Raw genomic sequence first — 13,478 nt, 5'->3', positions numbered from 1 at the left:
GGGGTTTACTGTCCCCCGGACCACGTGAGGGTGTATGGACGGTCAGTACGAACCCGTAGAGTCGCCCGACGAGACGACCGTCTTCCCGTATCATGACCTCACACCGCCGACGCCCGCTGACGTCGAAGCCGCCGGAGAAGTCGTCAGCGAGTACCTCCCGACGACACCGCTGGTCCGTAGCGAACCCCTCTCGGCGGCGCTGGAGGCGGATGTCTATCTCAAGCGCGAGGACACGCTCCCGACTGGGGCGTTCAAAGTACGGGGGGGTGTCAACCTCGTCGCCACGCTGCCCGAGGAGTTCCGCGACCGGGGCCTCGTCGCCGCAAGCTCCGGAAACCACGGCCAGTCCGTCGCCTGGGCCGGCCGCGAGTTCGACGTTCCGGTCACGATCGGCGTCCCCGAAGCGGCAAACGACGACAAGGTCCGGGAGATGCGCCGACTCGGCGCCGAGGTGATCCGCCACGGTGACGATTACGACGACGCCCGGGAGTACATCGAGGAGTTGGCCGTCGAGCGCCAGGCCCGCTACGTCCACTCGGGCAACGAGCCGAAGCTGCTCGCCGGCGTCGGGACCGCCGGCCTGGAGATCCTCGACGAACTCGGCGAGATCGACTACCTGTTCAGCCCCATCGGCGGCGGCTCCTCCGCCGCCGGCTACTGTCTCACGGTGGGAGCCGAGACGGATGCGAAGATCATCGGCGCACAGTCGGAGGCGGCTCCCGCGATGTATCGGGCCTGGCAGGAGGACACGCTCGCCGCCCACGAGCGCATGGAGACGATGGCCGAGGGTGTCGCGACGCGGGTCCCGTTCGCGCTCACGATGGAGGTCCTGCGCGAGGACCTCGCGGACTTCCGGCTCGTCTCCGAGGACGCTATCAGGGACGGCGTCGCCCGCGTCTTCTGTGAGGACCGCATCGTGCTGGAGGGTGCCTGTGCCACTGCCGTCGCGGCCGCGTTCCAGATGCGCGAGGAACTCGCCGGTCAGACGGTCGTGATCCCCGTTTCCGGCCGAAATATCGAGCAATCGAAGCTCGAACGCATCCTCGCGGAGAGCGACTACCCCGGCTGACCGACGGGAAACGTTGTTCTTAAGAGTGCCACGACAGTCGAACACGGTATGAGCAACGAGTCCGAGGCCGACGCCGACGACGTTGAGGAAGGAGCAGACGAAGCAACCGAGGCAGGCCTGCAGGATGGCGACGTCATCAAACTCGCCTACACCGCACGCACCGTCGAGGACGGCTCGCTCGTCGACACGACCGACGAGGAAGTCGCCGAAGACGAGGGTGTCGACACCGAACAGCAGGAGTTCGGCCCCCGCACGATCGTTCTGGGTGAGGGCCACATCTTCCCGGACGTCGAGGAAGACATCACCGGCAAGGAAGTCGGTGACGAGGGCACCGTCAGGATCGCGGCCGCCGACGCCTTCGGCGAGTACGACGAAGAGCAGGTCCGGACGATCTCGAAGGACAAGATCCCGGAGGACGACCGCTACCCCGGCGCGCACGTCCAGATCGAGAACGAGCAGGGCCACGTCGAGACGATCATCGGCGGACGCGCCCGCGTCGACTTCAACCACCCGCTGGCCGGCGAGGACGTCGAGTACGAGTACGAGATCGTCGCCGAGGTCACCGACCGCGAGGAGAAGGCCCAGGGCATCATCCAGATGATGCTGGACATGGAGCTCGACCTCTGGTTCGAGACCGAGACGGTCGAAGAGGAACAGCTCGTCGAGAGCGACGACGAGGACGACGAGGAGTCCGAACCCGAGTACGAGACCGTCGAGGTCGAGAAGGACACCCTCTACATCGAGGCGACGCCCCAGCTGACGATGAACCAGCAGTGGATGATGGGCAAACAGCAGATCGCCCAGCAGCTCACCCAGCTACTCGGCGTCGACCGCATCATTGTCCAGGAGGAGATCGGTGGCGGCGGCATGGGCATGCCCGGCATGATGGGCGGCATGGGCGGCGGCCCCGGCGGTGCCGACCTCGAAGAAGCGCTGGAAGACGCCGACGTCGACGCCGAGGAGATCGTCGACGAGATCGACGGCGCGGAGGAGTAACGCCGACCACGCTTCTCGCGTTTTTCACCGATCAGCGACGCGTATCGCACTCACCACAGACTGCGTGGCCGGGAGGCCGCTCCGTCGGCCGACCCGGGGAAGGGCAGGGATGGCGGAGAGCATCCGGCGGCGGAGCCGCCGGTTCACCGGACGCGAGGCTCTGCCGAGCGTCCGGCGTTTTTGGCTTCTAAAGTTTTTGCGCGAGTGGTTCGCGCCAGCGAACCCGAGCGGAAAAAGTTTAGTCAGGCGATATCCCGGGAGGTGTCGATGCTGACCTCCTCGACGAGGTCGAGTTTGATCACGTCGTTGGGCGCACGGCCGCCACGGAACTTCGGGATCGCCAGCCGGTTGGCGATCTCGTCGCCCTCGATCTGGGTGTTGAGTTGGAAGACGACGTCGGCGAAGTGCTCGGTGGTGTCACGCAGCGGCGGGACGTCCCGGCCGTTGAGACAGTGGAGGATGCCCAGACTGTTCGTGTTGACGATGTGGTTCTGGAGGTCGTTCATGAACGCGCGAAAGCGGGAGTGTGGCTCCTGGGATTCGAGGACGTCCAGCGGATCGACGATCAGGTTCGAGGTCTCGGGCAGCGCCGAGACGAGTTTGCCCGCGTTGTCCAGCGGGGCCTCGCCGGAGATGTGCCGGACCGTTGGGTCGCCGGTGTTGGCGGGCGTCTGTTCGATGCTGGCGACGACGGACTCGGCGGTCCGGTCCAGCGAGAGCCACAGGGTCCCGCGCGTGGCGGTGAGTTCGTAGAGGAACAGCTCCGCCTGGCTCGCCGGGTGTGCGGACAGGGTGACGATACTCCCGGCGGGGATCCCGCCGTCGAGTTTCCTGTCGAGGACGTCGATGCCCGTCCGTAACCGGTTCACCATACCAGTGAGGAGTACAGAACACACGGGATTAAATATTCCGCTTATCCAGGCGTTTTGCGACTGCTGCGTACCGAACGGCGACACCCCTCGCTTCGAGTGGAGGTTCTGATACCTCGGGGACGTGTACCACGTCCCGACACCCCAGGAGATCGCCCGGTTGGGTCGATCCGTCGCTGCGGGTGAGGACGGCCAGCGAGGGAGGGGAATCGAGTTCACGGGCCATCGCCGCGGTCTTAGCGGCGTCTCGGAGGCTCTGTTCGGTCGGTGTCGCCACGACGACACTCCGGTCGGCGCGGCGAAGCGGGACGGCAGCGTCGGGACCGGCGCCGGCGGGACAATCGACCAGAACCGGTCGGTCACGTCCCCGAAGTTGTTCGAGGGCGCTCGCGAGCGTCGACCGATCGGCGGTACCACACGGGAGCACGTCGAGACGTGGGAACCGATCCGATCGGCGGGTGAGCGGTGAGAGTCCGGTCCGACGGAGTCGTTCGATTCCCGGGGTCCGATCGATCCCGACGCGGTGGTGGATATCGGGCATCTGTCTGTCCGCGTCGACGACGAGCGGCCGGTGGCCGCGAGCGCCCAGCGCGCTGGCGATCCCGAGCGCACTCGTCGTCTTCCCACAGCCACCTTTCCCGCCTGCGATAGCGAGCATACCGGCGTTCCCTTCGGCACCCGATTTCAACCTTCGCCGTGTCGGGAGATTCAAGAGCGTCGGGGGCGCCCTTCCGAGTACGATGCGGCACGACCACATCATCAGCGCCAAACAACTCTCACGGGCCGATATCGAGGAGGTGCTCGATCACGCCGCTACGATCGCGGAGGACCCGGCTGCCTTCGCCGACCGGCACAGCGACACGCTGTTGGGACTGCTCTTCTTCGAGCCCAGCACGCGCACGAAGATGAGCTTCGCGACGGCGATGAAGCGTCTGGGTGGCGACATCGTCGACATGGGGTCGGTCGAATCATCCAGTGTCAAGAAAGGGGAGTCGCTGGCCGATACGGTCCGGGTCGTCGAGGGCTACGCGGACGCGCTCGTCCTCCGCCACCCGATGGAGGGATCGGCGAAGATGGCCAGCGAGTTCGTCGACGTGCCGCTTGTCAACGCGGGCGACGGGGCCGGCCAGCACCCGACACAGACGCTGCTCGACCTCTATACGATCCGAGAGAACGCCGGGTTCGACGACCTCACGATCGGGATTATGGGTGATCTGAAGTACGGACGGACAGTCCACTCACTGGCTCACGCGCTGACGACGGTCGACGCCCACCAACATTTCATCAGCCCCGAGTCACTGCAACTGCCCCGGTCGGTCCGGTACGACCTCCACGAACAGGGAGCAGGCGTCCGGGAACATACCGACCTCGACGAGATCCTCCCAGCACTCGACGTGCTGTACGTGACCCGAATCCAGCGCGAGCGGTTCCCCGACGAGAGCGAGTACCGCGAGGTAGCCGGCCAGTACCAGATCGACGGGGAGACACTCGACGTTGCGAAGGACGATCTCACGGTGATGCATCCCCTCCCCCGCGTCGACGAGATCGCCCACGAGATCGATCAGACGGACCACGCGAAGTACTTCGAGCAGGCCCACAACGGCGTTCCGGTCCGGATGGCACTGCTCGATCTGATACTCGGAGGTGAACCACGATGACCGACGACCAGCAACTCCGCGTCTCGAAGATCAAGAACGGCACCGTCATCGATCACATCACTGGCGGCCAGGCGCTGAACGTGCTTGCGATCCTGGGGATCGACGGGAGCGGCGACGCACTCTCCGTGGCGATGAACGTCCCCTCGGACCGCCTGGGCAAGAAAGACATCGTGAAAGTCGAAGGGCGCGAACTCTCCCAGGCCGAGGTCGACGTCCTCTCGTTGATCGCCCCGGCAGCCTCGATCAACATCGTCCGGGAGTACGACGTCGTCGAGAAACACCGCGTCGAACGCCCGGAAGTCGTCGAGGGCGTCCTCGAATGTCCGAACCACAATTGCATCTCGACGAAGGACGAACCTGTCGACTCACGCTTTGCCGTCACCGACGACGGTGTCCGGTGTGAGTACTGCGAGACGATTATCCGGGACGACCTGCCGGCGCACATCCTCGTCGAGTGAGTCAGTGCAGATCGATCTGGTTTCGGAGCCCGTCCCAGGACCCGGTTTCACGGGCTCGTTCGACGTTTTCGGCGACGATATCGGCTAGTCGATCGTAGTACGATGGCGTGTGTCCGGCGTTGTGTGGTGTTATCAGGACGTTCTCGAAGTTCCACAGCGGATGGTCCTCGGGGAGCGGTTCCGGGTCGGTCACGTCCAGGACGGCACCGCCGATGTGGTTCCGACGGAGCGCCGAGACCAGCGCGTCGGTCTCGACGACCGGACCGCGGGCGACGTTGACCAGCACGGTCTCGGCGTGCAGCGTCCTGAACACGTCGGCGTCGAGCAGTCCGTTTGTCTCTTCTGTCAGTGGGCAGGCCAGTGCGACGTAGCGGGCGTCCGCCAGCGCGGTGTGGAGGTCGTCGTAGCCGTACACCTCGTCGGCCGGGCCGCCCTTCTCCGGACTGTGTCGCACCCCGACGGTCTCGATATCGAACCCGTCCAGTCGGTCCAGCACCGCCGTTCCGATCGCACCCATCCCGACGACACAGACCCGACTGCCCGCGAAATCGTCGGCCTGGAACGACTGCCAGACACGGTCACGCTGCTGTCGTCGGGCGGTGAGGAACCCGCGCGCCATCGAGAGCCAGGCACCCAGGACGTACTCGGCGATGTTCGGGCCGTGGACGCCGGAGGCGGTCGTCAGCGCGATGCCGTTGTCGCGGAACTCCGACAGCGGGAGATGGTCGTAGCCGGCGTAGGTGCTGGCGAACAGTTCGAGGTCCTCGGCGTGATCGAACAGCGCCGGCGCGAACGAACTCCCGGTGACGACGGTCGCGTCGGTCACGAGGTCCCGTTCCTGGTCGGGAGTCCGGGCCAACCGAACTGGTGTGTCGGGGAGCCGTTCCCTGAGCGCGTCGGCGTATCGGTCGGCGACCATCCCGTGGATCTTGTGGCGTAATACCAGAATCTCCGTCATCGAATCTCACCCTGGGAGCGCATGCGTTGGCTGCAAACGGCTCCGGCAAAACCCTGTCGACGAACGAAACTGACTATCCAGACTGGCGGTTTCAATGGTTTTAACGTCCGGTTTGTCGGTATTAAACGGTCGTAAACGGTCTCAACAGTCGGGGGTGTATATCAGATCCCGGATCGAGAGATGAATACGAATGAGCGATACTGTGGGGCGTGTCATGGTCGCCGATGACGACCCCGATCTCCGTGAGTGTTACCGGCTCTGGTTGGGGGAGAGCTACGACGTAGTCACCGTTGCCGACGGTGACACCGCTCTGGATCGGCTCGACGAGACGGTCGATGTCCTCGTGCTCGATCGGGAGATGCCGGGGTCGAACGGCGAGACGGTGGCGCGGAACGTCGCGGCCGGGCCGTTTGAGCCCGCAGTCCTGATGATCAGTGGCGTCGAACCCGACGTGGATCTACTCGATATTCCGGTCGACGAGTACCTCACCAAACCAGTCGATCGGGACGCGGTGCTGAGTGCCGTCGAACGCGTCGGCGTCGTCACACAGTTCCAGTCGGAACTCCAGGAACTGTTTGCACTGGCCTCCCGGGCGGCGACACTCGAATCCGCCGTCGATCAGGCCCGACTCGACGACTGTGGGGAGTACGCGCGCTTGCTCTCCCGGCTCCGGGAGAAACGCTCGGCCGTCGACGACGCGCTCGACCGAGCAACCAACGTCGAGAGCTGGCAGACGACGTTCGAGGCCACCCTGACGGGACCGGAGTCGGATCCCTCCCAGTCGTCGGCTGCGAGACAGTAGGTTTTAGCCGCCCGGGTGGCACCGTAGTCGGTATGGAACACGTAGATGTCGCTATCGTCGGGGGTGGACCTGCCGGTTCCTCGGCGGCAGCGGCCGCCGCCGACCACGGCGCGGACGCGGTGGTCCTGGAGAAGGGGGTACCCAGGGCCGACCGCGACCGGACGGGGCCGGACTCGACGGACGCGGCCGGGCTGTTGGACTACTGGATCGACCTCATGGAGTTCTCCGTCGACGAGATTCCCGATCACGTCATCCTCAGCGAACTCGACGGGGCGAAGTTCTACGGCCCGAACAACGACCTCGTCATGACAGAGACGGGCATCGACGCCAGTTACGACGGATTCGGCCTCACCTTCCACCGCGCCCGGTTCGACGACTGGCTCCGGGAGCGGGCCACGGCGGCAGGTGCCGACTATCGCGTCGGCGTCAGCGTCCGCTCTGTCGAGACCGACGTCCACGGCGACCCCCGACACACCCTCCGGCTGGCCGACGGCGACGATCTCAGCGCCGACTACGTCGTCCTCGCGGACGGACCACAGCGGACGGTCACGGGGGGAGTCCTCGATCAGTTCCTCCCGGCGGGCCAGCAGATGAGCGACGTCCTGCCGTCGACGACGGCCAACCACATCGCCTACCAGGAACACCGCCGGATGCCCGAGGAACTGTTCGATCCCGATCACATCGAGTTCTGGTGGGGGATCATGCCCGGCCACACGGCCTATCCGTGGATCTTCCCCAACGACCCCCCGGTCGCTCGGATCGGGCTGACGATGCCGATCGGGCTCGATATCGACGACTACGACGTCGCCGAGTGGGACCTGCTCGAAGAGAGCGACGAGGGAATCCCGCGGGGCAACGAGTACATCCGCCGACTGCTTCGCCGGCAGTTCCCCGACTACGAACTCGCGGACTTCCCGCTCGTCGAGGACCGCGGGAAGTCCGGCGGCACCGAGACCTATCCGATCTCCTCGACGCGACCGATCGAGTCCCCGGTCGGGGCCGGAATCGCCGTCACTGGCGGTGCGATGGGGGGGACCTCGGCCTTCCACGAGGGCGGGGACCACGTCGCCGTCCGAACGGGGAAGATCGCCGGTCGACTGGCCGCACAGGACAGCCTGGAACGGTACAACGACGAGTGGCAGGCCGCCCTCGACGACGAGATCCGACGGAACGTCACCTTCGCGGATCTCGTCCGTGACTGGGGGCCGAGCGACTGGGACCGCGCGTTCGAGACCGCAACTGCCCTGCAGGACGTTCGGGGGATCAAGGCCGACGCGGCACTGCGTGGCGGACTCCACGGCGTCGAACTGGTCGCCCGCTACAAGTGGGGGAAGTTCGGCTACCGGGGCAGCCGCTACGCCCAGTTGCACGAGGACGACTACACGGTCTGAGGGCGAACGCTTAGGTACGCCTATCTGTTAGGACGAGTGCGCGCCTTCAATCCCCGGCGGAGGCCCGTCTTCGGGACGATGAAGGTCCGGAGAACCCGGGCGCGCGACAGTTGCAGTTCGGAGACGCTTTCTGCGTCTCCCGCGCTCGCGGCTGACGCCGCTCGCGCAACTGGTCGTCCAGTGGACGACCCGCCCGGCACGAGGGTTTGCCGGCTGACCTGGCACGCCGCCCAGGATGATGCCGGACGTTAGTGTTCCGGGCGACACACGTATTACTCGTATAGCACGGCTGAGCCTCCTGGTCGTTGTGTGAGTCGGTTCGGTGTGTGGTAATTGTCGGAGCACACTCCACAGAGACTGCTTCAGCCGCCAGTCACTGCTTACGAGTTCTAGCCCGCTATCGTCGTGTCCGTTGGCGGTTTGAAGAAATTACGAGGGGGAAACCTACGACGGGAGCCGCGGAACCATCAACCGTGTACAGCCAACTGCTCGACGGATTGTTTGAGCTGTGAGACGCCGGCACGCCAGAGTGCGAACCCGGAGCGGACCTGGTCGCGGCTGTGGTCCCAGGCGTCGGTCGGGGGCTCGGCTGGGCGTCGGGTGACGAGAGCGAAACAGCGAGGACACCGCTTGTGACGCTGATCCGAGAGCGTGTACTCCAGCCACCCACTCGGGGCGGGACTCTCGTATCCGCAGTCCGAACAGAACAGCGTCGATTTCTGTCGCGGTGCGTCTGGCTGGCTCATAGTCGAAGCGAACAGGTACCCATATAAATTCCTTCTGGCCCGGGCGGTTAGTCACTGTACAACCGTTAGTATCCATTAATGGTCCTAGAGTTCCGCTGGGGCCGCCTGTCACGACTATCCCGGCACCAGCCTACCGTCGCGACGCTACCATCGATGGGCCGGGCACCCGGTCTCAATGCTTGAATTGGGGCCGAGAGGTTCATACGACTCGATGTGGTTTACTGTTCCATGGCGAGGGGAAGCTCCCCCGTGACGGTCCTCTGCCTGGTCGTACTCCTGGCTGTGGCACCGGCACAGGGAACCGCGTTCGGCGGAGCGGGACAGCAGAGTGCCGACGACCAACCGACCGGTTCGGTAGCGGACGCCCTGGAGACGGCAGCCCCAGCGTCTGACGGTGCGGCTGGCGAGCGCGTCCGTGTCGTCGTCCGGTTCGTGAGCGACGATGCCCGGGACGACGCGTCGCTGCGGGAGACCCACCCCGAAATCGATATCACGGGTGGGAGATCGGTCGACTTCATGCCGGTACTGTTCGTCGACGCACCCCGGTCGGCACTACCGGGACTCCGTGCGCGTCCGGATGTCGAGTCCGCGGTCATCGATACCAAGATCGAGGGACCCGACCCCGTCACTCCGGCGAGTACGGTCGATGCTCAGTCAGGGACGACGCAAAGTCAGCGGACACCCTGGGGAGTGGACCGCATCGGTGCCTCCACCGCCCAACAGCAGATCGACGACGAGGCCGTTGCAGAGGTTGACGTGGCTGTCCTCGACAGCGGGATCGACTACCAACACCCCGACCTTGACGAGAAAGTCGTCTGGGGAGCGAACTTCTCCGGGTGGGCGAACGAACGGACGCTCGCGAGCGCAGACGACGATAACGGGCACGGAACGCGTGCCGCCGGGATCGTCGCTGCCGAAGACAACAACCGGGACGTCGTCGGCGTCGCCCCGAACGCTGATCTCTACGCGATCAAGGTGATGAACGCGAGTAGCATCGGGTACTACAGCTGGTGGGTCAGCGGAATCGACGCGGCACTGAAAGGCCCCGACGGGACGATGGGGACTGCCGACGACGCCGACGTACTCTCGATGAGTATCGGCGGCAGGAGCGACACGAGCACTCTCCGGAACGCGATCGCGGACGCCAGCGACCATACGATCGTTGTTGCGGCTGCCGGCAACAACGGCGACGGTGACCCGTCGACAAACGAGGTTATGTACCCGGCGAAGTACGACGATGCCATCGCGGTCGCAGCGACCGACCGCGACGACCAGACGACGGAGTTCAGCGCTGAAGGCTCGGAGGTCGAACTCGCCGCACCTGGTTCCGGACAGTACACCACGGACATCGGCGGTGGGACCTCCTACTTTGGCGGGACCTCCGCGGCAGCGCCCCACGTCGCCGGCGCGGCGGCGCTGATAATCGGTGAAGACGTAGAAGACGGTACCAGGGATCTCTCGAACGACGATGTCCGTCAGCGTCTCCGCGAGACGGCGACCGACATCGAGTCGCCGGGACGGGACAACAAAGCCGGGTACGGACTCGTCCAGGTCGATACGGCGCTATCGACCCCGAACGCGGCCCCGACGGCAGATGCCGGATCGGACACGTCGGTGACTGCCGGGGCCACGGTGACCCTGGACGCGACCGGTTCGACAGATCCGGATGGGGATGCGCTGGAGTACTCCTGGGACCAGATCGATAGCCCCTCGGTCTCTCTGCGTGACGCGAACACGGCGACACCGGAGTTTACCGCACCCACTGTCGACAGCCGAACGACGCTGACGTTCGAGCTGAGAGTCGACGACGGAAACGGTGGCTCGGCGACGGATACGGTGGACGTGACGGTCTCGCCGTCGAACTCGGCACCGACTGCCGACGCCGGCCCGGATTCCTCGGTGGCCAGTGACGCGACGGTCACACTGGACGCGACTGGATCGACGGATCCGGACGGGGACAGTTTAGCGTATGCCTGGAGCCAGACCGGCGGGCCGGCGGTTTCGTTGTCGGGAGCGGCGACTGCACAGCCTACGTTCACGGCCCCGAGTGTTCGCACTCAGACGACGTTGAGGTTCGAGGTCACGGTTCAGGACGGATCGGCGGCCAGCACCGATACGGTCGCGATCACCGTCGAACCGCCAGCGAACAGCAGTCGGTTCGACGTCGACGGTGACGGAACCGTCGACAGGGAGGACGTGATGGCGGTCATTACCGCGTACAACTCCGGATCGTCGATCGGCGGGAAACCCGTCGACGTAACCGACGTCATGACGGCCATCTCCGAGTTGAACTCCTGAGTTCGAGACCGCGAGCACGACTCGAACGCTCTTGTACGCCTATCACATACCGGTCCACATGATCCGTGACCGGGAGCGGGCAGCGGAGGAGCCGGCGACAACTGTCGCACTCGACTGTCTCGAACGTGGGATCGAGAGCGCTCGACCCGGGACCGTGATACCGTCCGCGGTCTCCGTCGACGGGACGACGATCACGGTCGCCGGCGAACAGTTCGACCGTCGCGAGTACGACGAAGTGGTCGTCCTGGGTGGGGGAAACGGCGCCGGGCACATCGCGGCAGCACTCGAACGCGAACTCGGATCGGCGCTAGACGGCGGTGTCGTCGTGACCGACGCTTCAGTCGACACCGACCGAGTTCGTGTCCTGCCAGCGGATCACCCGCTCCCCAGCGAGCGCGGCGTCGAGTCGACACGGGAGTTGCTCGCAGCGGCCGACGACGCCGACGAACGGACCCTCGTTCTTGCAGTGGTAACCGGCGGCGGGAGCGCCTGCATGGTCGCCCCCGACGGAATCCCGCTGGCCGACTTGCGATCGACGACGACGGCCCTGCTCGACAGCGGCGTTCCCATCGAGTCGATCAACGCCGTCCGCAAGCACCTCTCGGCAGTCAAAGGCGGGCACCTGGCACGGCGACTGACGCCGGCCCGTGTCTGTGGAGTCGTCTTCAGCGACGTCGTCGGCGACGATCTGTCGGTGATCGCCAGTGGCCCGCTCACACCGGACGGTTCGACGTTTCAGGACGCGCTGGAGGTCCTCGACGGGATCGACGCGGCCGTCCCCGACAGCGTCCGTCGTCGGCTGGACCGCGGCGCTCGTGGCGAGGTGGCCGAGACCCCGCGGGCGGGCGATCCGGCCTTCGACCGGGTCTCGACGCACGTCGTCGCTACCAACATGACGGCGCTGCGTGCGGCGAGGGACCGAGCGGCGGCGGCCGGCTACGAGCCGGTGATCCTCTCGTCGCGCGTTCGCGGCGAGGCACGGACTGCAGCGGGGATACACGCGGCTATCGCCGCCGAGATCCGTGCGACCGGCACGCCGATCGAACCGCCTGCCGTCCTCCTCTCGGGTGGCGAGACGACAGTTACGGTTTCGGGCGACGGCCACGGTGGGCCGAACCAGGAGTTCGTCCTCGGTGGCCTCGCGGACCTGCCCGAAGACAGCGTCCTCGCGGCGGTCGACACCGACGGTATCGACGGAGCGACCGACGCAGCCGGGGCGATCCTCGGGCCGGGGAACCGTCCGGATCGGGAAGCGGTCCGTGGGGCGCTGGACCGAAACGACGCCTATCCGCTGTTGGCCGACCACGATGGGCTCGTCGTGACGGGACCGACCGGGACGAACGTCAACGACCTCCGCGTACTGGTCGTTCCGTAGCTCACAGCGCGAGCAACGCGCTCTGGACAGTCTGGTCGGCGTAGACCACGGAGAAGTAGAGACCGGTGAACAGCGTCGCGTTGTAGAAGCCGTGGATCAGCGAGGGGACCACGATGTTGTCGGTGTATTCGTAGCTGACACCGAAGACCAGCGCCGGCAGGACCAGCAGGCTCACGACGAAGAGGTTGCCCGCCGTCGAGCCACCCGAGAGCGCGAACCAGTGGAGGCCGGCGAACGCGACGCTGGGGACGAGAATCCCGACGACGGGGTTGAACACCGTCCGGATTCGGCCCTGGACGACGCCACGGAAGAGCAGTTCCTCGCCGGGGCCGACGAGCAACAGCGAGGCGGGGATCAACAGGAGGATGATCTCCGGGTTCTCCATACCGACCTCCGCCGCGGAGTTGGTTCCGGTGTCGACCGCCAGTTGGGAGGCCAGTAGCGAGCCACCGATCGCGGCGGCGAGCGCGAGGAAATAGCCCACGACGACGACGGCGACGTCCTTGAACGACGGGACCGACGCGTGGATGTCGAACTGGACGAGCGGCCCGTCGATACCCAGGAGGTCGCGGATGGCCGGAGCGATCCGGGGTCTGAACCGGACGTACGCCAGTGCGACGCCGGCACAGCCGACGCCTTGGACGAAGATCAGCCCGAGGACGAGGAGGTGGGCTGTCGTCAGGTCGATTCCCGCACCGAACTGGAGGACGAGGAACGCGAGGACTGTCAGTGCCGTTCCGAAGAGGAGACCACCGGCGCCGATTCCCAGTGCCGAGACGACGGCGACGACGGTCTGCAGGAGGGACTGTTGGCGTTCGTCGGCTGCACGTGCCATGATACTCACGGGTAGTGGCGTGG

General features: G+C 65.8%; 13 protein-coding genes. 8 read left to right on the top strand and 5 right to left on the bottom strand.

Annotated elements, in window-relative coordinates:
- The first annotated feature begins 34 nt into the window (after window positions 1-34).
- Together P0204_RS03435 and P0204_RS03430 are read left to right on the top strand one after the other, a co-directional pair.
- A complete protein-coding gene (locus P0204_RS03435; RefSeq protein ID WP_276221688.1) occupies window positions 35-1,069 on the top strand; it encodes a threonine ammonia-lyase in 1,035 nt (344 codons plus the stop codon).
- Window positions 1,070-1,117: 48 nt separating this feature from the next.
- The gene (locus P0204_RS03430) at window positions 1,118-2,065 is read left to right on the top strand and encodes an FKBP-type peptidyl-prolyl cis-trans isomerase (RefSeq protein ID WP_276221687.1); all 948 of its coding nucleotides are present in this window, start codon (window positions 1,118-1,120) and stop codon (window positions 2,063-2,065) included.
- 242 nt (window positions 2,066-2,307) lie between these two features.
- Here P0204_RS03430 and P0204_RS03425 read toward each other — a convergent pair whose 3' ends face one another.
- Window positions 2,308-2,937 (bottom strand): RAD55 family ATPase, encoded by a 630-nt coding sequence (locus P0204_RS03425; protein ID WP_276221686.1) that lies wholly within the window; start codon window positions 2,935-2,937, stop codon window positions 2,308-2,310.
- A gap of 28 nt (window positions 2,938-2,965) precedes the next feature.
- Window positions 2,966-3,592: a MinD/ParA family ATP-binding protein gene (locus P0204_RS03420; RefSeq protein ID WP_276221684.1), complete on the bottom strand. Its 627-nt coding sequence runs from the start codon at window positions 3,590-3,592 to the stop codon at window positions 2,966-2,968.
- Window positions 3,593-3,674: 82 nt separating this feature from the next.
- Here P0204_RS03420 and pyrB point away from each other — a divergent pair, with 82 nt between their 5' ends.
- Window positions 3,675-4,592: an aspartate carbamoyltransferase gene (pyrB, locus tag P0204_RS03415; RefSeq protein ID WP_276221682.1), complete on the top strand. Its 918-nt coding sequence runs from the start codon at window positions 3,675-3,677 to the stop codon at window positions 4,590-4,592.
- The gene (gene pyrI, locus P0204_RS03410) at window positions 4,589-5,050 is read left to right on the top strand and encodes an aspartate carbamoyltransferase regulatory subunit (protein WP_276221680.1); all 462 of its coding nucleotides are present in this window, start codon (window positions 4,589-4,591) and stop codon (window positions 5,048-5,050) included. Before pyrB ends, pyrI begins: the two co-directional genes overlap by 4 nt.
- Before the next feature lies 1 nt (window position 5,051).
- Here pyrI and P0204_RS03405 read toward each other — a convergent pair whose 3' ends face one another.
- Entirely contained in the window at window positions 5,052-6,008 is a 957-nt protein-coding gene (locus P0204_RS03405) for a D-2-hydroxyacid dehydrogenase (RefSeq protein ID WP_276221678.1), read from the bottom strand.
- A 190-nt stretch (window positions 6,009-6,198) separates the two neighbouring features.
- On the opposite strand from P0204_RS03405, the gene P0204_RS03400 reads away from it, so the two are divergent.
- Window positions 6,199-6,810 (top strand): response regulator, encoded by a 612-nt coding sequence (locus tag P0204_RS03400; RefSeq protein ID WP_276221677.1) that lies wholly within the window; start codon window positions 6,199-6,201, stop codon window positions 6,808-6,810.
- A gap of 32 nt (window positions 6,811-6,842) precedes the next feature.
- A complete protein-coding gene (locus P0204_RS03395; RefSeq protein ID WP_276221676.1) occupies window positions 6,843-8,201 on the top strand; it encodes an NAD(P)/FAD-dependent oxidoreductase in 1,359 nt (452 codons plus the stop codon).
- Window positions 8,202-8,668: 467 nt separating this feature from the next.
- Here the strand turns inward: P0204_RS03395 and P0204_RS03390 are convergent, their stop codons facing one another.
- Window positions 8,669-8,947, bottom strand: a complete 279-nt coding sequence (locus P0204_RS03390; protein WP_276221674.1) for a DUF8106 domain-containing protein — start codon at window positions 8,945-8,947, stop codon at window positions 8,669-8,671.
- A gap of 228 nt (window positions 8,948-9,175) precedes the next feature.
- On the opposite strand from P0204_RS03390, the gene P0204_RS03385 reads away from it, so the two are divergent.
- On the top strand, window positions 9,176-11,245 hold the full coding sequence (locus P0204_RS03385) for a S8 family serine peptidase (protein WP_276221671.1): 2,070 nt from the start codon (window positions 9,176-9,178) through the stop codon (window positions 11,243-11,245).
- Window positions 11,246-11,303: 58 nt separating this feature from the next.
- Window positions 11,304-12,620: a glycerate kinase type-2 family protein gene (locus tag P0204_RS03380; RefSeq protein ID WP_276221670.1), complete on the top strand. Its 1,317-nt coding sequence runs from the start codon at window positions 11,304-11,306 to the stop codon at window positions 12,618-12,620.
- A 1-nt stretch (window position 12,621) separates the two neighbouring features.
- Here the strand turns inward: P0204_RS03380 and P0204_RS03375 are convergent, their stop codons facing one another.
- Window positions 12,622-13,455, bottom strand: coding sequence for a CPBP family intramembrane glutamic endopeptidase (locus P0204_RS03375; RefSeq protein WP_276221668.1), 834 nt, complete (start codon window positions 13,453-13,455; stop codon window positions 12,622-12,624).
- Between the last annotated feature and the right edge of the window lie 23 nt (window positions 13,456-13,478).

Source organism: Haloarcula halophila, assembly GCF_029278565.1.
GTDB lineage: Archaea > Halobacteriota > Halobacteria > Halobacteriales > Haloarculaceae > Haloarcula > Haloarcula halophila.
The sequence above is the reverse complement of the archived record's forward strand: the minus strand, read 5'-3'. Positions and strand labels throughout refer to the sequence as shown.

Excerpts from the sequence above, each read along its gene's own strand:
- P0204_RS03435 (WP_276221688.1), top strand. The coding sequence starts at position 35 with ATGGACGGTCAGTACGAACCCGTAGAGTCGCCCGACGAGACGACCGTC.
- P0204_RS03430 (WP_276221687.1), top strand. The coding sequence starts at position 1,118 with ATGAGCAACGAGTCCGAGGCCGACGCCGACGACGTTGAGGAAGGAGCA.
- P0204_RS03425 (WP_276221686.1), bottom strand. The coding sequence starts at position 2,937 with ATGGTGAACCGGTTACGGACGGGCATCGACGTCCTCGACAGGAAACTC.
- P0204_RS03420 (WP_276221684.1), bottom strand. The coding sequence starts at position 3,592 with ATGCTCGCTATCGCAGGCGGGAAAGGTGGCTGTGGGAAGACGACGAGT.
- pyrB (WP_276221682.1), top strand. The coding sequence starts at position 3,675 with ATGCGGCACGACCACATCATCAGCGCCAAACAACTCTCACGGGCCGAT.
- pyrI (WP_276221680.1), top strand. The coding sequence starts at position 4,589 with ATGACCGACGACCAGCAACTCCGCGTCTCGAAGATCAAGAACGGCACC.
- P0204_RS03405 (WP_276221678.1), bottom strand. The coding sequence starts at position 6,008 with ATGACGGAGATTCTGGTATTACGCCACAAGATCCACGGGATGGTCGCC.
- P0204_RS03400 (WP_276221677.1), top strand. The coding sequence starts at position 6,199 with ATGAGCGATACTGTGGGGCGTGTCATGGTCGCCGATGACGACCCCGAT.
- P0204_RS03395 (WP_276221676.1), top strand. The coding sequence starts at position 6,843 with ATGGAACACGTAGATGTCGCTATCGTCGGGGGTGGACCTGCCGGTTCC.
- P0204_RS03390 (WP_276221674.1), bottom strand. The coding sequence starts at position 8,947 with ATGAGCCAGCCAGACGCACCGCGACAGAAATCGACGCTGTTCTGTTCG.
- P0204_RS03385 (WP_276221671.1), top strand. The coding sequence starts at position 9,176 with ATGGCGAGGGGAAGCTCCCCCGTGACGGTCCTCTGCCTGGTCGTACTC.
- P0204_RS03380 (WP_276221670.1), top strand. The coding sequence starts at position 11,304 with ATGATCCGTGACCGGGAGCGGGCAGCGGAGGAGCCGGCGACAACTGTC.
- P0204_RS03375 (WP_276221668.1), bottom strand. The coding sequence starts at position 13,455 with ATGGCACGTGCAGCCGACGAACGCCAACAGTCCCTCCTGCAGACCGTC.